Source organism: Blautia sp. DFI.6.71 (assembly GCF_020593585.1).
In the GTDB taxonomy this organism is placed as follows: domain Bacteria; phylum Bacillota; class Clostridia; order Lachnospirales; family Lachnospiraceae; genus Blautia_A; species Blautia_A wexlerae.
Genome location: NZ_JAJDMJ010000004.1, coordinates 96,818 through 121,611, shown reverse-complemented (window position 1 = coordinate 121,611; position 24,794 = coordinate 96,818). Strand labels below are relative to the sequence as shown.

General features: G+C 42.3%; 26 protein-coding genes. All 26 read left to right on the top strand.

The window, feature by feature from the left end; translation table 11 throughout:
- The 26 genes from LJE12_RS03925 to rny all read left to right on the top strand — a co-directional run bounded on the left by LJE12_RS03925 (position 1) and on the right by rny (position 24,662).
- Positions 1–1,131, top strand: a complete 1,131-nt coding sequence (locus tag LJE12_RS03925) for a hypothetical protein (protein ID WP_227226420.1) — start codon at positions 1–3, stop codon at positions 1,129–1,131.
- Positions 1,132–1,165: 34 nt separating this feature from the next.
- Positions 1,166–2,104 (top strand): stage III sporulation protein AA, encoded by a 939-nt coding sequence (gene spoIIIAA, locus LJE12_RS03920; RefSeq protein ID WP_008704110.1) that lies wholly within the window; start codon positions 1,166–1,168, stop codon positions 2,102–2,104.
- Entirely contained in the window at positions 2,089–2,607 is a 519-nt protein-coding gene (locus LJE12_RS03915) for a stage III sporulation protein AB (RefSeq protein WP_227226418.1), read from the top strand. The genes spoIIIAA and LJE12_RS03915 overlap by 16 nt, the downstream gene beginning before the upstream one ends.
- Before the next feature lie 81 nt (positions 2,608–2,688).
- The gene (gene spoIIIAC, locus LJE12_RS03910) at positions 2,689–2,883 is read left to right on the top strand and encodes a stage III sporulation protein AC (RefSeq protein ID WP_008704108.1); all 195 of its coding nucleotides are present in this window, start codon (positions 2,689–2,691) and stop codon (positions 2,881–2,883) included.
- A 52-nt stretch (positions 2,884–2,935) separates the two neighbouring features.
- Positions 2,936–3,322 (top strand): SpoIIIAC/SpoIIIAD family protein, encoded by a 387-nt coding sequence (locus LJE12_RS03905; protein ID WP_020994071.1) that lies wholly within the window; start codon positions 2,936–2,938, stop codon positions 3,320–3,322.
- Positions 3,319–4,548 (top strand): stage III sporulation protein AE, encoded by a 1,230-nt coding sequence (locus LJE12_RS03900; RefSeq protein WP_227226416.1) that lies wholly within the window; start codon positions 3,319–3,321, stop codon positions 4,546–4,548. Before LJE12_RS03905 ends, LJE12_RS03900 begins: the two co-directional genes overlap by 4 nt.
- 32 nt (positions 4,549–4,580) lie before the next feature.
- A complete protein-coding gene (locus LJE12_RS03895; RefSeq protein ID WP_008704104.1) occupies positions 4,581–5,147 on the top strand; it encodes a stage III sporulation protein AF in 567 nt (188 codons plus the stop codon).
- A 40-nt stretch (positions 5,148–5,187) separates the two neighbouring features.
- Positions 5,188–5,448, top strand: coding sequence for a hypothetical protein (locus tag LJE12_RS03890; protein WP_227226414.1), 261 nt, complete (start codon positions 5,188–5,190; stop codon positions 5,446–5,448).
- A 10-nt stretch (positions 5,449–5,458) separates the two neighbouring features.
- Positions 5,459–6,211 (top strand): SpoIIIAH-like family protein, encoded by a 753-nt coding sequence (locus LJE12_RS03885; RefSeq protein WP_020994069.1) that lies wholly within the window; start codon positions 5,459–5,461, stop codon positions 6,209–6,211.
- Between the two features lie 155 nt (positions 6,212–6,366).
- On the top strand, positions 6,367–7,956 hold the full coding sequence (locus LJE12_RS03880) for a peptide chain release factor 3 (protein WP_008704101.1): 1,590 nt from the start codon (positions 6,367–6,369) through the stop codon (positions 7,954–7,956).
- Between the two features lie 68 nt (positions 7,957–8,024).
- Entirely contained in the window at positions 8,025–8,411 is a 387-nt protein-coding gene (locus tag LJE12_RS03875; protein ID WP_008704100.1) for an Asp23/Gls24 family envelope stress response protein, read from the top strand.
- A 64-nt stretch (positions 8,412–8,475) separates the two neighbouring features.
- Positions 8,476–8,898, top strand: a complete 423-nt coding sequence (gene nusB, locus LJE12_RS03870) for a transcription antitermination factor NusB (RefSeq protein ID WP_008704098.1) — start codon at positions 8,476–8,478, stop codon at positions 8,896–8,898.
- Positions 8,895–10,124 carry an exodeoxyribonuclease VII large subunit gene (gene xseA, locus LJE12_RS03865; RefSeq protein ID WP_025577310.1) on the top strand — a complete coding sequence of 410 codons (1,230 nt, stop codon included), beginning with the start codon at positions 8,895–8,897 and terminating at the stop codon, positions 10,122–10,124. Before nusB ends, xseA begins: the two co-directional genes overlap by 4 nt.
- Positions 10,102–10,341, top strand: coding sequence for an exodeoxyribonuclease VII small subunit (xseB, locus tag LJE12_RS03860; protein WP_025577309.1), 240 nt, complete (start codon positions 10,102–10,104; stop codon positions 10,339–10,341). Before xseA ends, xseB begins: the two co-directional genes overlap by 23 nt.
- Positions 10,325–11,212, top strand: coding sequence for a polyprenyl synthetase family protein (locus LJE12_RS03855; RefSeq protein ID WP_008704093.1), 888 nt, complete (start codon positions 10,325–10,327; stop codon positions 11,210–11,212). Before xseB ends, LJE12_RS03855 begins: the two co-directional genes overlap by 17 nt.
- A gap of 13 nt (positions 11,213–11,225) precedes the next feature.
- A complete protein-coding gene (gene dxs, locus LJE12_RS03850) occupies positions 11,226–13,097 on the top strand; it encodes a 1-deoxy-D-xylulose-5-phosphate synthase (RefSeq protein WP_022381296.1) in 1,872 nt (623 codons plus the stop codon).
- The gene (locus LJE12_RS03845) at positions 13,094–13,903 is read left to right on the top strand and encodes a TlyA family RNA methyltransferase (RefSeq protein WP_008704090.1); all 810 of its coding nucleotides are present in this window, start codon (positions 13,094–13,096) and stop codon (positions 13,901–13,903) included. Before dxs ends, LJE12_RS03845 begins: the two co-directional genes overlap by 4 nt.
- A gap of 23 nt (positions 13,904–13,926) precedes the next feature.
- Positions 13,927–14,787, top strand: coding sequence for an NAD(+)/NADH kinase (locus LJE12_RS03840; protein ID WP_008704089.1), 861 nt, complete (start codon positions 13,927–13,929; stop codon positions 14,785–14,787).
- An 18-nt stretch (positions 14,788–14,805) separates the two neighbouring features.
- Entirely contained in the window at positions 14,806–15,264 is a 459-nt protein-coding gene (argR, locus tag LJE12_RS03835) for an arginine repressor (RefSeq protein ID WP_008704088.1), read from the top strand.
- An 83-nt stretch (positions 15,265–15,347) separates the two neighbouring features.
- Positions 15,348–17,039 carry a DNA repair protein RecN gene (recN, locus tag LJE12_RS03830; protein ID WP_227226412.1) on the top strand — a complete coding sequence of 564 codons (1,692 nt, stop codon included), beginning with the start codon at positions 15,348–15,350 and terminating at the stop codon, positions 17,037–17,039.
- Positions 17,040–17,193: 154 nt separating this feature from the next.
- Positions 17,194–18,411 (top strand): SpoIVB peptidase, encoded by a 1,218-nt coding sequence (gene spoIVB / locus LJE12_RS03825; RefSeq protein WP_227226410.1) that lies wholly within the window; start codon positions 17,194–17,196, stop codon positions 18,409–18,411.
- Between the two features lie 219 nt (positions 18,412–18,630).
- Complete coding sequence (gene spo0A / locus LJE12_RS03820) at positions 18,631–19,437, top strand: sporulation transcription factor Spo0A (protein WP_008704085.1); 807 nt, start codon at positions 18,631–18,633, stop codon at positions 19,435–19,437.
- Between the two features lie 53 nt (positions 19,438–19,490).
- A complete protein-coding gene (glgA, locus tag LJE12_RS03815) occupies positions 19,491–20,939 on the top strand; it encodes a glycogen synthase GlgA (protein WP_008704084.1) in 1,449 nt (482 codons plus the stop codon).
- A gap of 334 nt (positions 20,940–21,273) precedes the next feature.
- Complete coding sequence (gene recA, locus LJE12_RS03810; protein ID WP_227226408.1) at positions 21,274–22,338, top strand: recombinase RecA; 1,065 nt, start codon at positions 21,274–21,276, stop codon at positions 22,336–22,338.
- Positions 22,339–22,340: 2 nt separating this feature from the next.
- Positions 22,341–22,928, top strand: a complete 588-nt coding sequence (locus LJE12_RS03805; RefSeq protein ID WP_227226406.1) for a regulatory protein RecX — start codon at positions 22,341–22,343, stop codon at positions 22,926–22,928.
- Positions 22,929–23,102: 174 nt separating this feature from the next.
- On the top strand, positions 23,103–24,662 hold the full coding sequence (rny, locus tag LJE12_RS03800) for a ribonuclease Y (protein ID WP_008704078.1): 1,560 nt from the start codon (positions 23,103–23,105) through the stop codon (positions 24,660–24,662).
- Positions 24,663–24,794: the final 132 nt, after the last annotated feature.

The window sequence follows — 24,794 nt, the reverse complement described above, 5'->3', positions numbered from 1 at the left end:
ATGAACAGACAAACGAAGAAAGAAATCCGGAGACTGGCAGTGAAGATTCTTGTAGCAGTACTGGCACTTGGACTGGCTTTCTGGGGATATGCTTTCGTATACAGGGGTAAGACGGAACCTCCTGCAAAATATCCGGTAACCAACCAGGATGCTGCAGTGTATTCATTACGCGGACAGATACAGATGCTGTCGCAGCAGGAGGAGTTAAATACCTTTGCCTTTGAGGGCAGAAAAAAAGAAAAAGAGTACGGAACTTATATTATTCCCGGACTGAGATATACAAGAACATTCCTGAATGCAGAGGGTACAAAACAGGCGGTATGTACTTCCATGACTCCTCAGGGACTTGCAGTGACCGATGAGTATGTACTTGTAAGTGCCTATTGTCATACGGAAAAACATAACTCTGTTATTTATGTGATCAACAAAGAAACTCACAGATTTATCAAAGAGGTAGTCCTGCCAGGTCTGCCTCATGTAGGCGGACTTGCCTATGATCAGGAACATGATATGCTGTGGTATTCTTCAAATACCAATGGAATCGCACAGGCGATCAGCATTAAGATGGGTGTGCTGCGTGACTATAATTATGCGGATAACCATATGCCTGTGCAGGTAAATCAGACATGTAGTCTTTATGGAATCGTGAGAGATTCTTTTATGACTTTCTATAAGGGGTGCCTGTATGTAGGATGTTTTAACAAATATACAGAGAGCACCATCGCGAGATATGCGGTGGATTCAAAAGGTGATCTGGTGAATACTTTTAATGAGGAACTTGGCATGATGTTTGAAATGGCGGTTCCGCTGGATTATTCTACAATATCAGAACAGGCACAGGGAATGGCTTTTTATAACGATAAGCTGTTGTTGTCTCATTCTTTTGGTATTCTGCCATCCAGGATTGTTTTTTATGAACAGTCGGATAAACGTCTGTATGTCAATGAAAATTCTGCAAGATCATACAGAATGCCTGAGATGATCGAGCAGATTGTTGTAGAGGGGGATGAACTTTACGTACTCTTTGAATCAGGAGCTTATGCGTACAGGGGGTATGCAGGAAATGTGGTAGACCGGGTTCTGAAGCTGAATCTGATAAAAATGGAAGAGTCTTATCAGGAAGAGTACTAAAATCGGTTTGTCCACATATATTAAGTGTAAAGAGGTGAGACATATAGAAGCGCAGCAGATTGAAAACCTGTTTGCCGGAAATATCCGGAATCTTTTAATGGATGCGAAGCTGGATTATGATAAATTATATGAGATACGCCTTCGTGTAGGGCGTCCGTTGTTTTTAACTTATGACGGAGGAGAGTGTTTTCTGCGAAAACCGGGTCAGGAACAGTATCTGGTGACAACGGAAGATCTGAAAGAAACACTGGAATATGTCACAGGATATTCCCTGTATGCTTATGAGGATGAGATCAGACAGGGATTTATCAGTGTTCAGGGTGGTCACAGAGTAGGTGTGACCGGAAAGGTAGTGTTGGATCGGGGCAGGATCATGGGAATGAAATATATTTCCTGCATCAATGTCCGTCTGGCACATGAGATTCAGGGATGTGCGGATAAGGTGATGCCTTATATCCGTACAGAGAAATGGGTTGCAAATACATTGATCATTTCACCGCCAAGGTGTGGAAAGACTACGCTGCTCAGAGATATTATCAGGCAGCTCAGTAATGGATGGGCCAATACCCAGGGTCTGACAATAGGTGTGGTGGACGAGAGAAGTGAGCTGGCAGGCTGTTATCAGGGAATTCCTCAGAATGATCTGGGAATGCGTACAGATGTGCTGGACTGCTGTCCGAAATCAGAAGGTATGCAGATGCTGGTCCGTTCCATGTCACCGGATGTGGTTGCAGTGGACGAGTTAGGCTGTGAAGAGGATTTCAAGGCAGTTGACTCAGTGATCCATTGTGGATGTAAGCTGATTGCGACTGCACATGGAAGCTGTCTGGAGGATGTTCTGGATCAGCCATTCTTTTATAAGCTTATGGGCGAGAAAGTATTTGAACGTTATATTATCCTGGACAAAAATGATCAGGCAGGATGTCTGAAAGCTGTATTAGATGAAAATGGAAAAGTATGCTTAGAACAGTAGGATTGTGTGTAATTGTAATTTCCGGTGTCGGTTGCGGTTTTGCCATGAGCAATGAACTTGGCAGACGCAAAAAGATGATGGAAATGATCTTACGGATGATCATCCTCCTAAGAGGAGAAATACGTTATGGAAATAAATCTCTGTACGATGCCTTTACAGGTGCTTCCGGGAAACTGGAAGGGAAGTACAGAGAATTTTTTATACTTACGGCACAGAAAATGAAAGAAAAAACAGGGGATTCCTTTGGGACAATCTTCAGAGAATCGGCCGGAAAGTGTCTGGATCTGGATTGTCTTTCGCAGGAAGAGAGAGACAGATTTTATTCACTGGGAGATCAGCTTGGTTATCTTGGACTGGATATGCAGCTAAAACAGATGGATCTGATGGAAAAGGAAACAGAATATGCGATCAAGGAACTCAGGAAAGATTTTTGTGAAAAAAGAAAATTATACCGCAGTATGGGAATACTGGGCGGAATATTTGTGGCTGTGTTTTTTTGGTGAGCATGTATTTATAATCTGTTTCTTTACTGTGTAGATTACTGTTTTGCTATATCTGGCAGCAGAAGCCGGAAAGGAGAGACTGTGGAGGTAAGTCTTATTTTTAAAATCGCTGCAGTAGGGATTCTGGTTTCTGTTCTCTGCCAGATCCTAAAACACAGTGGAAGGGATGAACAGGCATTTCTGGTAAGCCTGGCGGGGCTTCTGATGGTGCTGTTCTGGATTGTTCCATATATTTATGAACTGTTTGAAAGTATTCAGCAATTGTTTGTGCTGTGATTTCAAATCAACTGTTATGGCAGTTGACAGAACAGAAAGAGGTTTGAATGGCATGGATATTGTGAAAGTTTCAATCATGGGTATCTGCGGAATGATGCTTGGTTTTATTCTAAAAGAAACCAGACCGGAATTTGCTGCACTTGTGACCATGATGACGGGTTTTCTGATTCTTGGTCTTGCAGCAGGAAAAGTTTCTTATCTGTTTGAAACCATGAACAGGCTGAGAGAAAGCTTCCCCATAGACAGCAGTTATCTCACAGTTCTGGTTAAGATTATCGGGATTACATATATCGGACAGTTTTCATCTGCAATCTGCAAAGATGCCGGATATCAGATGATCGGAACACAGATCGACCTGTTCTGTAAACTGTCTGTGATGGTTCTGAGTATGCCGGTACTGCTGGCAATTCTGGATACGATTTCGGAGTTTATGATATGAGGCAGGATAAAGAGAGAAGTATCAGGGAACAGGCAGATCTGTGGAAAGGTTACTGGTGTATACTGGCATGTATACTTTTGGTAGGAAGAGTGTCATATCTTACATTCTTTCAGAATCATATAGTATCCGTATATGCCGCTGCGCAGACAGAACAGAAAGAAGATTCTTCAGTACAGATCCTGCAGGAGAATCTAATGGAAGAGATACAGATTGATGATGTGCAGAAAATGTTGGATGAGATTATGGATGACCATGTTTTTTCTGTCAGGGAAGCACTGATGAATATCATAAACGGGGAGGATCCTGTTTCAAAAGAGACTGTACGGAGCTTTTTGTACAGTTTCTTTTTTTCGGATATAGAGAATGAAAAAGGATTAATACTGAAACTTTTACTTGTGATTTTTATTGCAGCGGTGCTGGCGGAGTTTGCTGATGTTTTCGGAAACGGACAGGCTGGCAGTATCAGCTTTTATATTGTCTATCTTGCGCTGTTTACAATGCTTATGGAGAATTTCTCAAGGCTTGGAAGTACGCTTACAAACTGGCTTCTTGGACTGACGGATTTCATGAAAGTTCTTTCTCCGGCTTATTTTATGACAGTGGCTGCATCAACCGGATCATCAACGGCTGCTGCATTTTATGAAGGAATTTTGCTGATGATCTGGGCGGTTCAGTGGCTTCTTGCAAATCTGTTTCTGCCTGCTGTAAACCTGAGTTTGCTTCTGAAAATGGTTAATTATTTGTCAAAAGAGGAGATGCTTACAAAAATGGCAGAACTTTTGGATGTAGCTGTAAACTGGGGGTTGAAAACTCTTCTGGGAGCTATTGTTGGTCTGCAGATTGTGCGGAATATGGTGAGCCCGGTGATGGATGCCATGAAGCGTTCTGCTGTTGGCAAGGCAGCGAGTGCGATTCCCGGCATTGGAAATGCAGTGACCGCTGTAACAGAATTAGTGCTGACCAGTGCAGTGATTGTGCGAAACAGTTTTGGCGCAGTAATCGTGATCCTTCTGTTGCTGATTGGAGCAGGACCGATTATTCATTATGGAAGTCTTTCTCTAGTTTATCGTTTTCTGGCTGCGATTGCACAGCCAATTTCTGACAAAAGAGTTGTGGGAGCCCTGAGTACAATGGGGGAGGGATGTGCAATGCTTTTAAAGCTTTTGCTGACAGCAGAAGTACTTTGCATGCTGACATTCCTGATAGTTGTAGTTTCTGTATCCTGATGAACTGACAGAAAGATTGCCGGAGGAAACATATGAAAGAAGAGCTGTATTTATGGATTCGGAATCTGGCAGTATTTTATATCTTTTTCACTGCGGTTCTGAATCTGATACCTGACCAGAAGTATGAGAAATATGTACGCTTTTTTATGGGCCTGCTGCTGATTTTTATGATGAGTACCCCGATATTTTCCATTCTTGGAAAAGGTTCGGAACTGACGGAAAGTTTTCTGGATAATTTTTCTGAAGAAAACAGAGAGAAAGAACTCCGGGAATTTCAGAATATTCAGAAAGTCTATCTGGAAAAAGGTTACGAACTGGAACTGGAACAGAAAATCCGGGAAACTCTGGAAAAAAGAGGCATAGAAGTATATAAGGTGAAAGTAAATATAGAAGGGGAGGAGACGCAGGCAAACCTTGTACTGAAGACAGAAATTTCTCAGGAGGAGAGAAAGGAGCTTAAAGATGCGCTGGTGGAAGAGTGGGGACTTAAAGAAAACAGAATTTGTATCCAGATTGTCCGAAATGAATCCGGCAAAATGGGGAATCCTGTTGCTCATCGGAGTACTTCTGGCAGTAGCGGCGATGCCTGTATCCAGTAAGCAGCAAAAGAAAAATACGGCAGGAGAGCAGAGTGAAGATATGCAAAAAAGTGTTCTGGAAGAGAAACTTGAAGCATTTCTTGAAAATACGGAAGGGGTGGGAAAGGTACAGGTTATCCTGATGACAGATGAGAAGAAAGACAGGCAGAGCTTCTATAATTCAGAAACCATACAGGTGACCGGTGTTCTGATTTCTGCGGAAGGCGGAGGAAATCCTGTAGTGGCCCAAAATATTCAGGAGGCGGTCATGGCATTATTTCAGGTGGATGCTCATAGAATTAGAATAATGAAAATGAAATGAGGAGATAAATGTGAAAAAAGTCATCGGAAAAAATCAGGTCATTATTACATCGCTGGCAATTCTGATTGCAGTGGCAGGATATCTGAACTTTGCGGATGTAGATCTTGGATTCAGGGATAAGGAGGCAAGTACGGACAGCAGCAGTATCCTTGAAGATGCAGGATATGATCTTACAGATGAAACTGCTCTTCTGGATGAAAATCAGGCAGATGGAGGTCTGACTGATAACAGTCTTACAGACAGTCAGGAAACGGATACTCCCGGGGAGGCTGTGTTTACGGGTTCTACAGGATTTGCCGCACAGGCAAAGATCAGCAGAGAACAGGTGCGCTCACAGAACAAGGCAGATCTGCAGGACATTATCAATAATGAAGAAATTGATGATGAAGAGAAGCAGGAGGCAATACATACGATGGTCTCGATGACAGACCTTTCAGAAAAAGAAGCGGCAGCAGAGCTTTTGCTGGAGGCGAAGGGCTTTAAGAATGTAGTTGTAAATCTTACCGGAGAAACTGCGGATGTTGTGATCCCTGAAGCAGAACTTTCTGATGCACAGAGAGCACAGATTGAAGATATTGTAAAAAGGAAAACAGGAATTGCGCCAGAAAATATTGTGATCACCCCACTGAAGGAGAGTGAAGATGCAGAAGATACAACACAGACAGATGAAACATCAGCAGATACTTCGTATGAGGAAGACAGCGAAACATCAGCACAGCCATATGAGGATACCGCAATCGATACAACTGATATTTATGACTGATATTTTGATATGAATATGCGAACATATATCTTGACAGAAAAGAGGTGCATATACTAGAATAGGAATGCTGTAAAAAAATAGAAAACGTAACTGATACCGGCTGTTGCCGGTGTTTTATGCAAACAATTATAAAAAAGCGCAACAGGAGGCTGAACGTGTCTAAGTATACGAATGAAATAGAAAAAAGAAGAACATTTGCCATTATTTCCCATCCGGATGCAGGTAAAACTACACTGACTGAGAAATTCCTGCTGTATGGCGGAGCAATCAATCTTGCCGGAAGTGTTAAAGGTAAGGCAACAGCCCGCCATGCAGTGTCAGACTGGATGGAGATCGAAAAAGAGAGAGGTATTTCCGTTACTTCCTCTGTTCTGCAGTTTCATTATGATGGTTACTGCATTAATATTCTGGATACACCGGGACATCAGGATTTCTCGGAGGATACTTACCGTACACTGATGGCAGCAGATTCTGCAGTCATGGTAATCGACGGTTCCAAGGGTGTGGAGGCACAGACCAGAAAACTGTTCAAGGTCTGCGTAATGCGCCATATCCCGATTTTTACATTTATCAATAAGATGGACCGCGATGCAAACGACACATTTGACCTTCTTGATGAGATTGAGAAAGAACTTGGCATCGCAACCTGCCCGATCAACTGGCCAATCGGTTCCGGTAAGAAATTCCGCGGTGTTTATGACCGTAATACAGAGAAAATACTTACCTTTTCTGATACACAGAAAGGTACCAAAGAAGGTGTGATCGAGGAAATCCCGTTAAGTGACAGCCGGGCAGATGAGATTATGGATCCGGAGCAGAAAGCACAGCTTCTGGATGAGATTGAGCTTCTGGACGGCGCAAGTGCAGATTTTGACCAGGAGCTGGTAAGCAAAGGTAAGCTGACACCTGTATTCTTCGGATCTGCGCTGACAAACTTCGGTGTGGAAACATTTCTGGAACATTTCCTGAAGATGACAACATCACCGCTTCCGAGAGTGTCTGATATTGGGGAAATTGACCCCATGGATGATGATTTCTCAGCGTTTGTATTTAAAATCCAGGCAAACATGAACAAGGCACACAGAGACAGAATCGCATTTATGAGAATCTGTTCCGGTAAATTTGACGCTTCCCAGGAAGTATATCATGTGCAGGGTGATAAAAAGATGCGTCTGCTTCAGCCGCAGCAGATGATGGCAGAATCCCGCCATGTGGTAGATGAGGCATATGCCGGAGATATTATCGGTGTTTTTGACCCGGGTATCTTTTCCATCGGAGATACAATCTGTGCACCTGGTAAAAAGTTTGCATTCGAAGGTATTCCTACATTTGCACCGGAACATTTTGCGAGAGTCCGTCAGATTGATACTATGAAGAGAAAACAGTTTGTTAAAGGTATCAATCAGATCGCGCAGGAAGGTGCTATTCAGATTTTTCAGGAGTTTAATACCGGTATGGAAGAAATTATTGTAGGTGTTGTAGGTGTCCTGCAGTTTGATGTTCTGAAATATCGTCTGGAAAATGAATATAATGTGGATATCCGTCTGGAAACACTTCCATATGAACATATTCGCTGGATTGCAAATAAAGAAGAAGTAAAAGTGGATAAGATCATTGGAACCTCTGATATGAAAAAAGTTACTGATCTTAAGGGAAATCCGCTGCTCCTCTTTGTAAATTCCTGGAGTGTGGGTATGACAGAGGACAGAAATCCTGGCTTAATATTAACGGAATTCAGTAAATAACCCTTTTCATTTATCTGTCGATTTGGTATAATGAACAAAGATTAAAGAATCCCTCAGGAGGTTTTCAGATGGCAGAGAAAAGAATAACATATAAAATACAGGATTTAGGAGGCATTGGTGAGGTCCAGATCGCAGATGAAGTGGTCGCTATCATTGCCGGACTTGCTGCTACGGAAGTAAACGGAGTTGCTTCCATGGCAGGCAATATCACAAACGAACTGGTAAGCAAACTTGGAATGAAGAATCTTTCCAGAGGTGTTAAGGTTACTGTACTCGAAGGAGTTGTAACAGTAGACCTGAACCTGAATATCGAATATGGTAAGAACATTCTTGAGACAAGTAAGAAAGTTCAGGAGAAAGTAAAATCATCCATAGAGAATATGACAGGTCTTGAGGTTGCAGATGTTAATATTCATATTGCCAGTGTAGATATGGAGAACGAAAAAGGAAAGTAACCCTTTCCTTTTTTGTGTACTTAAGAGATATTTAGAAAGGAAAGCTGTTTATACAGCAAAAATTATGCGAAGAAGAGAGCAGAGAGAACATATTTTTAAATTACTGTTCATGACAGAATTTAATTCAGAGGAAGAGATGAGTGAGCAGCTTTCACTTTATTTTGATACTCTGGAGGAACTTTCAGAGAAAGATCAGGAGTATATGAGCCGGAAATACCGCCATGTACTTGAAAAATTAGACGAGATCGATGCACTGTTAAATGAGACAAGCAATGGCTGGAAGACAAAGAGAATGAGCCGCGTTGACCTGACTGCCCTGCGTCTGGCAGTGTATGAACTGAAATATGACAAAGATGTACCTACAGGCGTAGCTATCAATGAGGCGGTAGAGCTTGCCAAACGTTTTGGCGGTGAGACTTCCGGTTCCTTTGTAAACGGTATCCTTGGCAAGATTGCCAACAGTGAAAGCGAAGAAAAATCAGAATGAAAAACACATATTCTGTAGGTCAGGTAAACCGTTATATCAAAAATATGTTTACCCAGGATTATTTACTGCAGAAGATTTATGTAAAAGGCGAGGTGTCCAATTGTAAATATCATACAAGCGGACACATCTATTTTTCCCTGAAAGATGAGACAGGAACATTGAATTGTGTGATGTTTGCCGGACACAGACGGGGACTTGCATTTGCCATGAAAAATGGCGATAAGGTGATCGTTGGCGGGAGTGTGGATGTATATGAACGCGACGGCCGCTATCAGATGTATGCAAAGGAAATTACTCTGGAAGGTGCAGGTGCTTTGTATGAGAGATATCTTGCGCTGAAACAGGAACTTGAAGATATGGGAATGTTTGCGCAGGAGTACAAGCAGCCCATTCCGAGATTTATCAGACGTCTGGGTGTGGTAACTGCACCGACAGGTGCGGCTGTTCAGGATATCCGCAATATTTCCTATCGAAGAAATCCCTATTTACAGATTATTTTATATCCGGCTCTTGTACAGGGGGCGGGTGCGGCAGAAAGTATTGTAAAAGGAATACAGATGCTTGATAAGACAGATGTGGATGTGATCATTGTGGGAAGAGGCGGCGGCTCTATTGAAGATCTCTGGGCGTTTAATGAAGAAATCGTGGCCAGAGCTATTTTTGAGTGCAGTACACCCATTATTTCCGCAGTAGGTCATGAAACGGATTTTACAATTGCTGATTTCGTTGCTGATCTGCGAGCTCCTACTCCTTCTGCTGCGGCAGAGCTTGCGGTGGATGATTACAGAAGTGTGATTGAAGCAGTAAGTATTTACAGGCAGCGGTTATATCGTGCAATGAGTGGTAAAACGGATCTGTACCGCAGCAGACTGGAACATTTTCAGACAAAATTTGCTTATCTGAGTCCGGAGAACAGGCTGCGGGAGCAGAGACAGCGTCTGGCAGATCTGGAGAATGCTGTACAAAATGGAATGAACAGGAAACTTCAGGATGAGAGACACAGATTGTCTGTTTATCTGGAACGTTTTGCAGGACTTTCCCCTTTAAAGAAACTGAATCAGGGATATTCTTATGTGGCAGATAAATATAAAAAGACATTGACAAGTGTAGAACAGGTACAAAATGGGGATACCATTTATATATCTGTGACAGACGGTACGATAGAAGCAGATGTTACAGGTACGGTGAAGGAGGAGAGAATCTATGGCGAAGAAAGAAAACTGTGAGCAGTTACAGGAGGAGAAACCTTTGGAAGAGATGTTTGCAGAACTGGATCTGCTGGCTGAAAAACTGGAAAACAGAGACACATCGCTGGAGGACTCTTTTATACTGTACAGACAGGGCATGGAACTTTTGAAACTTTGCAGCGGGAAGCTGGATACAGTGGAGAAGAAAATGCTGCAGCTTAATGAGGATGGTACATTTAGTGAATTTTCAAGATGAATTAGCAAAGAGAACGGAAGAAACAGAGAAAGTGATCAGAAGCTTTCTGCCTGCAGAGGCGGGATTCGCCGGAACAATGGCTCAGGCTATGAATTACAGTATGCTGGCAGGAGGCAAGCGCCTTCGGCCAATGTTGATCCGGGAGACATATCGCCTGTTTGATGGTAAGGAAGAAGTTGTAAAACCGTTTATGGCAGGAATGGAGATGATCCATACTCATTCCCTGATTCATGACGATCTTCCTGCACTTGATGATGATGATTACAGGCGCGGCAGACTGACTACACATAAGGTATATGGGGAAGCCATGGGGGTGTTAAGCGGTGTTGCGCTGCTTAATTACGCATACGAAACCATGTTTCAGGCATTTGCCCTGACAAAAGAGCAGGATCGGGTAATCCATGCGTTGAGAGTGGTCTCACAGAAAACAGGCATTCATGGAATGCTTGGAGGACAAAGTGTTGATGTGGAAAATGACGGAAAGCCCCTTGAAAAAGAGATGCTTGACTATATTTACAGAAATAAGACGTCAGCATTGATCGAAGCCTCCATGATGACAGGCGCAATTCTTGCAGGAGCAAATGAGCAGGAAGTATCTGCAGTGGAGAAAGCTGCCGGAAATATAGGACTGGCTTTCCAGATTCAGGATGATATTCTGGATGTGACCAGCACTGCAGAAGAATTGGGAAAACCTGTACACAGTGATGAGAAGAATAATAAAGTTACTTATGTGACTCTTTTTGGAACAGAGAAGGCTGCTGAACAGGTGGAAGAACTCTCAGAAAAGGCAATCGATCTGCTGAAGAGTCTGAATAAAAATAACGAGTTTCTGTATTTGTTAATTGAAAAATTAATAAACCGCAGAAAATAAAGGAAGGATACAAATGATTCTGGAAAAGATTAAGAAACCCAATGATATCCATAAGATACCATTGGAAGATTTCGAGCCTCTGGCAGCGGAGATCAGGGACTTTTTAATCCGGTCAGTAAGTCAGACAGGCGGACATCTTGCTTCAAATCTGGGAGTAGTGGAACTGACTCTGGCTCTTCATAATGTGCTGGATTTTCCGGAAGACAAACTAATCTGGGATGTAGGACATCAGGCATATACACATAAGATTCTTACCGGAAGAAAAGATGAATTTAAGAATCTGCGACAGGAAGGTGGATTAAGCGGTTTTCCTAAGAGAAGTGAGAGCCCCTGTGATGCATATGATGCAGGACACAGTTCCAATTCAATTTCGGCAGGACTGGGATATGTGCATGCCAGAGATATTCTGGGACAGAAGCATCATGTGGTTTCTGTGATCGGAGATGGTGCTCTCACCGGAGGAATGGCGTATGAGGCATTAAATAATGCTGCAGAGTTAAAGACAAATTTTATTATTATCATAAATGACAATAATATGTCCATTTCCAGAAATGTAGGAGGCATGTCCACTTATCTGAGTGCACTGAGAACTGCAGAAGCTTATACAGGAATGAAGATGGGTGTGACAAAGGCACTGAAGAAGGTTCCGAAGGTAGGGACTGCTCTGGTAGATACTATGAGAAAAACCAAAAGCAGTGTCAAGCAGCTTTTTATTCCGGGAATGCTGTTTGAAAATATGGGGCTGACATATCTGGGACCTGTTGACGGTCATAATATGCGTCAGATGATGAAACTCTTTAATGAAGCAAAACGGGTAGAAGGACCGGTAGTTGTTCATGTCCTGACAAAGAAAGGCAGAGGATACGAACCTGCAAGTGCCCATCCGGACAGGTTTCATGGAACAGGTCCTTTTGATATTAAAACAGGCCGGGTACTTCAGAAGAAAACAGTGCCGGGTTATACAGATGTTTTTTCCAAAGCACTGGTCTCTCTTGGTGAGAAAAATAAAAAACTGACAGCTATTACCGCAGCCATGCCGGATGGAACCGGACTTGTGGAATTTTCCAGGAGATTTCCGGACAGATTTTTTGATGTGGGAATCGCAGAGGAACATGCGGTGAGTTTTGCGGCGGGTCTGGCTCTTGGCGGCCTGGTTCCTGTTGTTGCCATCTATTCATCTTTTCTGCAGCGTGCTGTAGATCAGATCCTGCATGATGTATGTATGCAGAAGCTTCATGTGATTTTTGCTGTTGACAGGGCAGGGCTTGTAGGCGCAGACGGGGAGACGCATCAGGGCTGCTTTGATCTGTCTTATTTGTCCATGATGCCGAATATGACTGTTCTGGCACCGAAGAATGACAGAGAACTGGAAGAGATGCTTGCATTTGCGGTAAGCTTTGACGGACCGATTGCAATCCGCTATCCGAGAGGCAGTGCGCATCAGGGGCTTCGGGAATATCAGGCACCTGTGGAATATGGCAGAAGTGAGATTATCCGCAAAGGAAAAAAAATCGCTGTGCTGGGAGTGGGAAGTATGATCCCGTCCTGCATGGAAATCTGTAAAGGACTGAAAGATGACGGCTATGATCCTACTTTTGTAAATGCCAGATTTGTGAAACCACTGGATGTGGATCTTCTTGATGAACTGGCAAAGGATCACAGTCTGTTTGTGACAGTAGAAGAGAATGTGAAAAGCGGCGGATACGGAGAGCATGTGTCTGCTTATATGGAAGCCTGTCATCCGGAAATAAGAGTGTTGTCGGCAGCTGTCTGGGATCGTTTCGTACCCCAGGGAAATGTAGAAAGCCTGCGCAGCCGGATTGGACTTGGAGTGGAAGACATCAGACAGGCAATAGAAGATAGTGAGGAATTAAGAGAGCAATGAAGAAACGTTTGGATATGCTTATGATGGAACGCGCCCTTGCGCCATCCCGCGAGAAGGCAAAGGCATTCATCATGGCAGGCGATGTATATGTTGATGGTCAGAAAGAAGATAAGGCGGGAACCATGTTCCCGGAGACTGTAAAGATTGAGGTCAGAGGAAACACTCTTCCGTATGTAAGCCGCGGTGGGCTGAAACTTGAAAAAGCTATGAAAAACTTTGATGTCACATTGGATAGTAAGGTCTGTATGGATGTAGGTGCGTCCACCGGAGGGTTTACAGATTGTATGTTACAGAACGGGGCAGTAAAAGTTTATTCCATTGATGTAGGATATGGACAGCTTGACTGGAAGCTTCGTAACGATCCGCGTGTAGTCTGTATGGAGAAAACCAATATCCGCTATGTGGTACCGGAGGATTTGGGAGAACCGGCAGATTTTTCATCAATTGATGTGTCCTTTATTTCTCTTACAAAAGTACTGCTTCCTGTAAGAAATCTCCTTACAGATGAGGGTGAGATCGTATGTCTGATCAAGCCGCAGTTTGAGGCGGGGAGAGAGAAAGTCGGAAAGAAGGGGGTTGTAAGAGATCCTGCTGTTCATCAGGAAGTGATCGAAAAAGTGCGCGATTATGCCATGAGTATTTTTATGGAGCCATGTCATCTTTCTTTTTCGCCAATTAAAGGACCGGAAGGAAATATCGAATATCTTCTTCATCTGAAAAAACATCCGGAAGGTACCGGGGTTACCGACAGCCTGAAGGTATCTGTAGAAGCTGTTGTGGCAGAGGCTCATGGACAGTTGGATTAAAAAGGCTGAGTCAGGAAGAAACTATGGACAGGTTTTATATTATTACAAACAGTGACAAGGATAAAAAACTTGAAATCACAGAAAAAATCGCAGATTATCTGAAAACACATCACAAAAACTGTGAAGTACAGCAGGCAGAAAGGAAACATGAGGGTTCCTTTCATTATACAGATCCTGATAAGGTTCCGGACGATACACAGTGTATTATTGTTCTGGGAGGAGATGGCACACTTCTTCAGGCAGCAAGGGATGTGGTGCATAAGGAAATTCCTCTTCTTGGAATCAATCTGGGAAATCTGGGTTTTCTTGCAGAAGTGAATCAGACCTCTCTGTACAGTGCTCTGGATCAGCTGATGGCGGATGATTACGAGGTAGAAGAACGCATGATGCTGGAAGGAAGGGTGTACCGCGGCAGAAAACTGATCGGACAGGATATTGCATTGAATGACATTGTGATCGGCAGAGACGGTCATCTCCGCGTGGTCCGGTTTAAGAATTATGTAAATGATGTTTATCTTAACTCTTATAATGCTGATGGAATTATTATTTCAACACCTACCGGATCTACCGGATACAGTCTGTCAGCGGGAGGACCTATTGTATCGCCCAATGCCGCCATGACGATCATGACTCCCATAGCACCACACACACTGAATACAAGAAGCATTATTTTTCCTGCGCAGGATGTGATCACTGTAGAGATAGGAAAAGGAAGACACTGTGACTGTGAAAAGGGAATCGCATCTTTTGACGGAGATACATTTATCCCCATGGTCACCGGTGACTGCATTCAGATCCGGCAGGCAGATGTAAAGACAAAGATTCTGAAGCTGAACCATTTAAGTTTTGTTGAGGTATTGCGCCGGAAGATGAGAGACAGCTGATCAGCAGGAGGAAATAAGGTGAAAGTTGCGAGACATGAGAAAATTATTGAACTGATTCATCAGTATGATATTGATACACAGGAAGAGCTGGCCTCCAGACTTAATGAGGCAGGATTTAAGGTGACACAGGCGACTGTATCCAGAGATATTCGTGCTCTCAAGCTGACAAAAGTGGCAGGAAAGGACGGAAAGTCTCGTTATGCAATTATTAATAATGAATCAGGAAGTCTTGGAGAAAAATATACAAGAGTACTGGAAGATACCCTGCTTTCTATTGATGTGGGACAGAATATCATTGTGATCAAAACCGTTTCCGGAATGGCCATGGGCGTGGCAGCAGCCCTGGATGCGTTGAAATGGCCGGAAATACTGGGATGTATTGCAGGTGATGACACTATTATGTGTGCTGCAAAGACTGCAGACATGGCACTGGGAGCAGCGGAGAAACTGAGAAGTTTTGTCAGATTGAATAAGTGATCCCACGAGTAACTGCTCAATACCTTTGCAGTTACGATCCTGAACTTTTAACATTACAAATGACTTGATTATGGAGGCAATAAATGTTAGCTCATCTGCATGTGAAAAATCTTGCACTGATAGAAGAAATAGAAGTGGAATTTGGTCCCGGACTGAATATCCTGACCGGTGAGACCGGAGCAGGTAAATCTATCCTTCTGGGGTCTATGCAGCTGATCCTGGGTGCAAAAACTTCTAAAAATATGATAAGGGAAAATGCATCCTATGCACTTGTGGAGCTGCTTTTTCAGGTAGAAAACGAGAAAGCGCTGGAGACACTGAAAGCACTGGATATCTGTCCGGAAGATGGACAGGTACTTCTGTCCAGAAAAATCATGGATGGAAGAAGCATCAACAAGATTAATGGAGAGACAAGTACTGTAGGTCAGATGAAGGCCGCTGCTGCATGCCTTTTGGATATCCATGGACAGCACGAGCATCAGTCACTTCTGTATCAGGATAAGCAGCTTGCAATCCTGGATGCATATGGAAAAGAAAAAATCCTTCCTGCAAAGGAGAAAGTATCTCTGGCATATAAAGAATACAGCAAATGCAAAACAGAACTTGGTTCCATGAATATGAATGAGGAGCAGAGGAATCGTGAGCTGGCTTTTCTGGAGTTTGAGATCAAAGAAATCGAGAAAGCAAATCTGCAGCTGGGAGAGGATGAGGAACTGGAAGCCCGGTACAGAAAAATGAGCAATGCAAAACTCATCGTTGACTCCCTGCAGCTTGTACATAATCTCACAGGCTATGAAAGCAAGGAAGGCGCCGGAGAGACTGTCGGAGAGGCATTAAAGGAATTCTCTCATGTAACACAGTATGATCCGGAGCTTACACCTCTTGCAGAGACACTTACTTCTGTAGACGGTCTTCTGAATGATTTTAACAGAGAAGTATCCGCTTATCTGGACGAGCTGACCTTTGATGAAGGAGAGTTTTATGAGACAGAGAGAAGACTGGATCTGATCAATGGACTGAAGGCAAAATATGGACGTACCATTGAGGAAATTTTCACATATCGCAAACTTCAGGAAGAAAAACTGGAAAAATTACATAAATATGAAGAAAATTTACAGGAATTAAAGGAGCGTCTCAGAGAACTGGAAAATATTCTTGAGAAAAAGTCGGATGAATTAGCAGAAATCCGTAAAGAATACAGTAAACAGCTTGAGCAGAAGATTATTCAGGGATTGAAGGATTTAAACTTCCTGGATGTGAATTTTGCCATTGATTTCCGAAAAAAGAAAAACTACACAGATAATGGAACCGATGATATCCAGTATCTCATTTCTACAAATCCCGGAGAAACTCTGAAGCCACTGGGACAGATCGTATCCGGCGGTGAGTTGTCTCGAATCATGCTTGCATTAAAGGCAATCCTTGCAGACAGAGATGAGATTGAGACATTGATCTTCGATGAGATCGATACTGGTATCAGTGGAAGAACTGCACAGAAAGTCTCTGAAAAGATGGCAGTGATCGGACAGCATCATCAGGTACTCTGCATCACGCATCTGCCGCAGATTGCAGCTATGGCAGACAGTCATTTTGAAATTGAAAAACATCTGCAGGGAACTGAGACTATTACCCAGATCCATGTGCTTAAAGAACATGATTCCATCCGCGAACTGGCAAGACTGTTAGGTGGTGCAGAAATTACACCTGCAGTTTTTGAGAATGCGAAAGAGATGAAAGAATTGGCACAGAAACAAAAAAATACAAGATTTAAATAAAATAATTGACCACATACTAAGAGAGGATAATCTTTGTGACGGATTGTTCTCTCTTATTTTTGTACCTTTCGGGTTTACTGTGATGGGAAGTGTTTTATGGCAATTTCACAGTTACAGAATTTCATAAATACAGAATGAAAGGATGTGCATAACAATGAACAAAAGAAAATACAGACTTTTTGTCATCTGTTGTCTTGTGCTGGATCTGTTGGTGATGCTGATATCAGGTTACAGATATCTGGACAGAAAGATACCTGACGAAATTCAGATTTCCAGAGGCAAAAAAACAGAAGATGTCACAGAAGTTTTGTCAACACCGTTTGTTACATTTGAAGAAGCAGTTACTGTTTCGCAGGATGGAGGCTATATTCTGCCCTGTAAACTTTTGGGTTATATTCCATTTAAAGAAATAAAAGTAACACCTGCAGATGATCAGGAAATTTATGTCAGCGGAAGCACCATAGGAATTTATATGCAAACAGAAGGTGTTCTGGTGATTGACACCGGTGAAATTCAGAATCGGAATGGTGAGACAGAGGAGCCTGCTAGAAATATTATCAGACAGGGAGATTACATTATCTCATTTAACGGAGAAAAAATCTCTACAAAAAGAGAACTGATAGATGACATCTCAGAACTTGATGGCAGCGAAGTTACACTGGGGATAAGCCGTAAAGGAGAGAGTATTCCTGTATCTGTAACTCCTGTAAAAGACAAAAAAGGAGACTATAAACTTGGAATCTGGGTAAGAGATGACACGCAGGGGATAGGAACGCTTACCTACGTAGATCAGAATGGTAATTATGGTGCCCTTGGCCATGGAATCAGTGATATAGACACTGCCCAGCTTCTGAATATCCGAAACGGAGCTTTGTATAAAGCCCGGATTCTTGCGATTAACAAAGGAAGTAAAGGCAATCCCGGCGAACTTGCAGGATACATCTGCTATGATGACAGAAATATTCTTGGAACTATCGAAGCAAACAGCAGAAACGGAATTTATGGTCAGTTCACAGGGATTGCAGATGATGCGATCACTTTAAAGAAAATGCCGGCTGCGTATAAGCAGGAAGTGAAGATTGGAACAGCCACAATTCTCTGCAGTACAGATGGCAAGGTAAAAGAATATGATGCAGAGATCAGAAAAATAGATTTGAATCATGAAGATACCAACAAAAGTTTTGTGATAAAGGTGACAGATAAAGAACTCCTGGAAGCTACAGGAGGGATTGTACAGGGGCTCAGCGGAAGCCCGGTTATCCAGAATGGAAAAATCATTGGTGCGGTAACTCATGTATTTGTTCAGGATGCTTCCAGCGGATATGGAATCTTTATTGAAAATATGCTGAAAAATACAGAAAGACTCTTTTAATGGATGATCAGGATTATGAAACAAAAATCTGATTATTGTCGAAATATATCAGATGCCTGTGAAAAATGAAAATAAAGAAAAAAGAATCACCAAAACTGTCGACATAAAATAGGACAAATTTCTCTCTGTGTCTTGATTTTTCCGTAAGCATTCCTCTATAATATGTGATGAACCGAAAAAAAAAGAGATTTATTGAAAAATGGGGGAGGAGTGAAATTTATGGAAAAATTAAATGTGGCAATTGCAGATGATAATGAGAAAATGGTGGAAGTACTTGGTCAGATAATAGAAGAAGACAAAGATCTGGAACTTGTGGGAAAAGCGCATAACGGAGAAGAAATCTGTAATATTATACGTGAAAAGGAACCGGACGTTGTGGTTCTGGATATTATTATGCCGAAAATGGACGGACTGGCAGTAATGGAGAAATTTGCCAATGACAAAAGTCTCAAAAAGATCCCATCATTTATCGTAGTTTCGGCAGTCGGTCAGGAACGTATTACAGAAAATGCATTTAACTTAGGGGCAGATTATTATATCCTGAAGCCTTTCGATAATCAGATGCTGCTTAATCGTATCAAACATGTGCGCAGAGCCGGCGAGAGAAGAATACGTCAGATCGGGCGGCAGCCTGAAAGGACAGAAGACAATCCGGTACCTGTGAGAAATCTGGAAACAGACGTGACAAATATCATTCATGAGATTGGAGTGCCTGCACATATTAAAGGATATCAGTATCTGCGTGACGCCATCATCCTGTCAGTTAATGACATGGAGATGCTTAATTCCATTACCAAGATACTGTATCCTACGATTGCAAAGAAACATCAGACAACAGCCAGCAGAGTGGAACGGGCTATCAGACACGCCATTGAAGTTGCCTGGAGCAGAGGAAAAATGGACACAATAGATGAATTATTCGGTTACACAGTCAGTACAGGAAAAGGAAAACCCACAAATTCAGAATTTATTGCTCTGATTGCAGATAAAATCAGACTGGAATATAAAAATCGCTCTTTCCAATAGTCATAGTTTGGAGTATAATTATTCAATAAAGGCTACCAAGGAGGGTTTTTCGCATGAAAAATATTTTATTTGCAACATCTGAAGCTGTACCATTTATCAAAACAGGAGGTCTGGCAGATGTAGCTGGCTCATTGCCGAAATATTTTGATAAACGATATTTTGATATTCGTGTGATCTTACCGAAATATGCCTGTATGAAACAGGAATGGAAAGATAAAATGAACTATATCACACATTTCTACATGGATCTTGGATATAAGAACTGCTATGTAGGAATCATGCACATGGAGTACGAAGGAATTCAGTTTTATTTTATTGACAATGAATACTATTTCAGCGGACCCAAACCGTATGATGGAGGAACATGGGATCTGGAGAAATTTGCATTCTTCTCCAAAGCTGTACTGTCAGTTCTTCCGGTTATCGGATTCAGACCGGACATTATACACTGTCATGACTGGCAGACCGGACTTGTTCCCGTATATCTGCACGACAGCTTCCAGCAGAATGAATTTTTCTGGAATATCAAGACGATCATGACAATACATAACCTTAAATTCCAGGGTGTATGGGATGTACAGACAATCAAGAATATCACAGGACTGTCCGATTATTATTTTACAGCAGACAAACTGGAAGCATATAAAGATGCCAACTATCTGAAGGGCGGTATTGTGTTTGCAGATGCAGTCACTACTGTAAGCAATACTTATGCAGAGGAAATCAAGACACCGTTCTATGGAGAAAAACTGGACGGTCTGATGTGTGCGCGTGCAAACAGCCTGCGTGGAATTGTAAATGGTATTGATTACAATGAATTCAATCCTGAAACAGATCCATATATCACAAAGACTTATAATGCAACAACTTTCAGAAAAGAGAAAGTTAAGAACAAACTTCAGCTGCAGAGAGATCTTGGATTGCAGGAAGATCCGAAGACGATGATGATAGGTATTGTATCACGACTGACAGATCAGAAAGGGTTTGATCTGATCGCATATGTGATGGATGAGCTTTGCCAGGATGCTATCCAGCTTGTAATTCTTGGAACCGGTGATGAACGTTATGAGAATATGTTCCGTCACTTTGACTGGAAATATCATGGAAAGGTATCTGCTCAGATCTATTATGATGAGAAAATGTCTCACCGTATCTATGCATCAGCAGATGCGTTCCTGATGCCGTCCTTATTTGAGCCATGTGGTTTGAGTCAGCTGATGAGTCTCCGTTACGGAACACTTCCGATCGTCAGAGAAACAGGTGGACTGAAGGATACGGTCGTACCTTATAATGAATATGAGGGAACTGGAAACGGATTTTCTTTCAGAAACTACAATGCGCATGAGATGCTTGCAACAGTGCGCAATGCGGAAAGAATCTATTATGATAAGAAACGTGAATGGAATAAAATGGTTGATCGTGCTATGGCAGCTGATTTTTCATGGGGTAATTCCGCACGTCAGTATGAAGAAATGTACAACTGGCTGATTGGTGATAAATAGAAATAGAGAGAAATATTAAAAACTACGAAAGAGCAGGGAATGTAAAAAAAGCACATTCCCTGCTTTTACTGTTATGTTGTTACTGTTTACACACCATTATCCCGCGAGGTGTTTTGGCATGAATATGCCAAAATCCCGAGACATACAAGCCGAAATTCCATTGCCGCAGGTAATCTGAAATGAATTTTGGCAACGTTACTGAGAACGGAGTGAACAGTAACATGAAAAGGTTATTCAGGCAGAATAAAAAGCTTGACATTTGACAGGAAGTATAATACTATAATGAATAGAAAACGAACATAAGTTCTTAAAGGGCTGAAGGAGATTAAAATAAATGATAAATGAAGAAAAGCAGAAAGCACTGGAAGCAGCGCTTGGACAGATTGAGAAACATTACGGGAAAGGATCGGTCATGAAACTCGGGGAATCCGGAGCAAATATGCAGGTGGAGACAGTCCCTACCGGATCTTTAAGTCTTGATATTGCACTTGGAGTAGGCGGTGTTCCCAAGGGACGTATCATCGAGATTTACGGACCGGAATCCAGCGGTAAGACAACCGTTGCACTTCACATGGTTGCGGAAGTGCAGAAACGAGGCGGGATTGCCGGATTTATTGATGCAGAACATGCTCTGGATCCTGTCTATGCAAAGAATATCGGTGTAGATATCGATAACCTGTACATATCACAACCGGACAATGGAGAACAGGCACTTGAGATCACAGAGACGATGGTGCGTTCCGGAGCTGTGGATATTGTGATCGTTGACTCGGTTGCCGCACTTGTACCGAAGGCGGAGATTGATGGAGATATGGGTGACAGCCATGTAGGTCTTCAGGCCAGACTGATGTCACAGGCTCTCCGTAAACTTACAGCAGTGATCAGTAAATCTAATTGTGTAGTTATCTTTATCAATCAGCTGCGTGAGAAAGTTGGAGTTATGTTTGGAAACCCTGAGACAACGACAGGTGGGCGTGCTCTGAAATTTTATTCATCTATCCGCATGGATGTCCGCAGAGTAGAGACATTGAAACAGGGCGGTGAGATGGTGGGAAACCACACCAGAATCAAAGTTGTGAAGAATAAGGTGGCTCCGCCGTTTAAACAGGCAGAATTTGATATTATGTTCGGAACCGGCATTTCCAAAGAGGGAGATATTCTTGATTTGGCAGCGGAGTGCGGAATTGTAAATAAGAGCGGTGCATGGTACGCATATAACGGAGATAAGATCGGACAGGGACGTGAAAATGCGAAGATTTTCCTGAAAGAGCATACAGATATCTGTGATGAGATTGAGAAGCAAGTCAGAATCCATTATCATCTTCTTCCGGATGAAGAAGGACAGGCCAAAGAGCCGGTGCCAGCAACAGGTGATGTACCGGATGCTTCTGAGGAGTGATCATGGGGAATTCATCCGGAGATCTGAGAGAATTTCTCAGGAATGCAGAGGCTTTAAAGAGACAGACTGTACAGAAACAACAGAAAAATTTAATGGAAGAACCTGAAGAATACAGAGACGCAAGGCGTAAAGCCATGCGTCTCTTAGAACATATGGATCGGACGGAGAAGGGATTGAGAGAGAAATTGCGTCAGGCGGGATTTACCAGTCAGGCGGTTGATCATGCTCTGACATATGTTGAAGCCTATGGATATATAGATGATGAACGATATGCCAGAACTTATATTGCATACAGAATGGATACAAAGAGCCGGCAGAAGATCATCCGGGAACTTATGGGAAAGGGAATAGACAGGAAAACAGCGATAAATGCATGGGAGGAAGAGGCTGCCTTAAATATGCCTGATGAAAAAGAAATCCTCTATCGAACCATAGAAAAGAAATATTCGCCGGATACTGAGCTGGATGAGAAAAAAATGCGTCGGCTCTATGGTTATCTTGTGAGAAGAGGATTTGGATATTCAGACATTGCAGATACTCTTGAGAATATGAATATCAGACTTGTACATACATATTCGGATGAATCATAGTATACTCCATTGTATGTATATTGCAAAATATATTACTGAGAACAGAACGAACAGTAATTAAATATAGGAAAAATATTCAAACAATTATCCTGAAAAACTTGACATAAGTATGAAAAAAAGATAAACTTGTATTGTTGTATTTGTACAATGAAAACTAAATAAGGAGGTGCTCCTGTGACAACAACAATTATTGTTGCAATTGTCGCTGTGGTAGTCGCGCTACTTATTGCAGTTCCTGTTACTTGCAAAGTCGCTGTGAACAATAAAATCCAGAAGGATGCCGAGATTGTTGGGACAGCAGAAGACAAAGCAAGAAGCATCATAGATGAAGCTCTGAAAACAGCTGAGACTAAAAAAAGAGAAGCTTTATTGGAAGTGAAGGAAGAATCTCTCCGTACAAAAAATGAACTGGAGAAAGAAACCAAGGAACGAAGAAACGAACTGCAGAAATATGAAAATCGTGTATTAGCAAAAGAATCCGCGGTTGACAAGAAAGCAGATGCAGTTGAGAAGCGTGAAGCGGAATGCACAGCGAGAGCAGCTGAGGTGCAGAAGAAAGAAAAACGGGTAGAAGAACTTGAGCAAAAAGGAGTACAGGAACTGGAACGAGTTTCAGGTCTGACCTCCGAACAGGCAAAAGAAGAATTACTCAGATCCGTTGAAGATGATGTAAAAGTGGATGTAGCCAGACTTTACAGGGAATTGGAAAGCAGGGCAAAGGAAGAAGCTGGTAAGAAGGCTAAGGAATATGTTGTCAATGCCATCCAGAAATGTGCAGTTGACCATGTAGCTGAAACTACCATTTCGGTTGTTCAGCTTCCGAGCGATGAGATGAAAGGAAGGATTATTGGTCGTGAAGGCCGTAATATCCGTACTCTTGAGACACTTACAGGTGTGGATCTTATTATTGATGATACACCGGAAGCAGTTGTGTTATCTGCTTTTGATCCGATACGTCGTGAAGTTGCACGTGTAGCTCTTGAGAAACTGATCGTAGATGGACGTATCCATCCGGCCAGAATCGAAGAGATGGTTGAGAAAGCCCAGAGAGAAGTAGAAGCGCAGATTCGCGAAGATGGTGAGAATGCAGCTATGGACGTTGGAGTTCATGGTATTCATCCTGAATTACTGAAACTTCTTGGACGTATGAAGTTCCGTTCAAGTTATGGACAGAATGCTTTAAGACATTCTATTGAGGTAGCTCAGTTATCCGGAATGCTGGCCGGTGAGGTTGGCGTAGATGTCCGTATGGCTAAGAGAGCAGGTCTTCTTCATGATATTGGTAAATCAATTGACCATGAAGTAGAAGGATCTCATATTCAGATTGGTGTGGATCTCTGTAAGAAGTATAAGGAATCCCAGATTGTTATCAATACGGTCGCATCTCATCATGGTGACTGTGAGCCGGAATCTCTGATTGCATGTATTGTACAGGCTGCAGATGCTATTTCAGCGGCGAGACCTGGTGCAAGAAGAGAAACGCTGGAAACTTATACCAATCGTCTGAAACAACTGGAGGATATTACGAACCAGTTTAAAGGTGTTGATAAATCTTTTGCCATTCAGGCGGGAAGAGAAATACGTGTAATGGTAGTGCCGGAGCATGTTAATGATGCAGATATGGTTCTCCTTGCGCGCGATATTGCGAAACAGATTGAAGCAGAACTTGAATATCCCGGTCAGATTAAAGTCAACGTGATACGTGAAAGCAGAGCGATTGACTATGCGAAATAATATGATTGTTCATTTTATGGACTATCGTGGACAGTTCTTTGCAGATATAAACTGTGCAGATTGTATTTATACAGTCTGTGCAGTTTTTTTATGTTATGTTATAGGAAATTACTCCGTAATGTTCCTATAACA

What these genes read in the sequence shown, in the direction of transcription:
- LJE12_RS03875 (WP_008704100.1), top strand. Translation starts at nt 8,025, where the DNA reads ATGGCAGAGAAAAGAATAACATATAAAATACAGGATTTAGGAGGCATT.
- xseB (WP_025577309.1), top strand. Translation starts at nt 10,102, where the DNA reads ATGGCGAAGAAAGAAAACTGTGAGCAGTTACAGGAGGAGAAACCTTTG.
- glgA (WP_008704084.1), top strand. Translation starts at nt 19,491, where the DNA reads ATGAAAAATATTTTATTTGCAACATCTGAAGCTGTACCATTTATCAAA.
- LJE12_RS03890 (WP_227226414.1), top strand. Translation starts at nt 5,188, where the DNA reads ATGCAAAAAAGTGTTCTGGAAGAGAAACTTGAAGCATTTCTTGAAAAT.
- LJE12_RS03840 (WP_008704089.1), top strand. Translation starts at nt 13,927, where the DNA reads ATGGACAGGTTTTATATTATTACAAACAGTGACAAGGATAAAAAACTT.
- LJE12_RS03925 (WP_227226420.1), top strand. Translation starts at nt 1, where the DNA reads ATGAACAGACAAACGAAGAAAGAAATCCGGAGACTGGCAGTGAAGATT.
- recA (WP_227226408.1), top strand. Translation starts at nt 21,274, where the DNA reads ATGATAAATGAAGAAAAGCAGAAAGCACTGGAAGCAGCGCTTGGACAG.
- LJE12_RS03895 (WP_008704104.1), top strand. Translation starts at nt 4,581, where the DNA reads ATGAAAGAAGAGCTGTATTTATGGATTCGGAATCTGGCAGTATTTTAT.
- LJE12_RS03845 (WP_008704090.1), top strand. Translation starts at nt 13,094, where the DNA reads ATGAAGAAACGTTTGGATATGCTTATGATGGAACGCGCCCTTGCGCCA.
- LJE12_RS03805 (WP_227226406.1), top strand. Translation starts at nt 22,341, where the DNA reads ATGGGGAATTCATCCGGAGATCTGAGAGAATTTCTCAGGAATGCAGAG.
- dxs (WP_022381296.1), top strand. Translation starts at nt 11,226, where the DNA reads ATGATTCTGGAAAAGATTAAGAAACCCAATGATATCCATAAGATACCA.
- nusB (WP_008704098.1), top strand. Translation starts at nt 8,476, where the DNA reads ATGCGAAGAAGAGAGCAGAGAGAACATATTTTTAAATTACTGTTCATG.
- recN (WP_227226412.1), top strand. Translation starts at nt 15,348, where the DNA reads ATGTTAGCTCATCTGCATGTGAAAAATCTTGCACTGATAGAAGAAATA.
- xseA (WP_025577310.1), top strand. Translation starts at nt 8,895, where the DNA reads ATGAAAAACACATATTCTGTAGGTCAGGTAAACCGTTATATCAAAAAT.
- LJE12_RS03915 (WP_227226418.1), top strand. Translation starts at nt 2,089, where the DNA reads ATGCTTAGAACAGTAGGATTGTGTGTAATTGTAATTTCCGGTGTCGGT.
- LJE12_RS03905 (WP_020994071.1), top strand. Translation starts at nt 2,936, where the DNA reads ATGGATATTGTGAAAGTTTCAATCATGGGTATCTGCGGAATGATGCTT.
- spoIVB (WP_227226410.1), top strand. Translation starts at nt 17,194, where the DNA reads ATGAACAAAAGAAAATACAGACTTTTTGTCATCTGTTGTCTTGTGCTG.
- spo0A (WP_008704085.1), top strand. Translation starts at nt 18,631, where the DNA reads ATGGAAAAATTAAATGTGGCAATTGCAGATGATAATGAGAAAATGGTG.
- LJE12_RS03900 (WP_227226416.1), top strand. Translation starts at nt 3,319, where the DNA reads ATGAGGCAGGATAAAGAGAGAAGTATCAGGGAACAGGCAGATCTGTGG.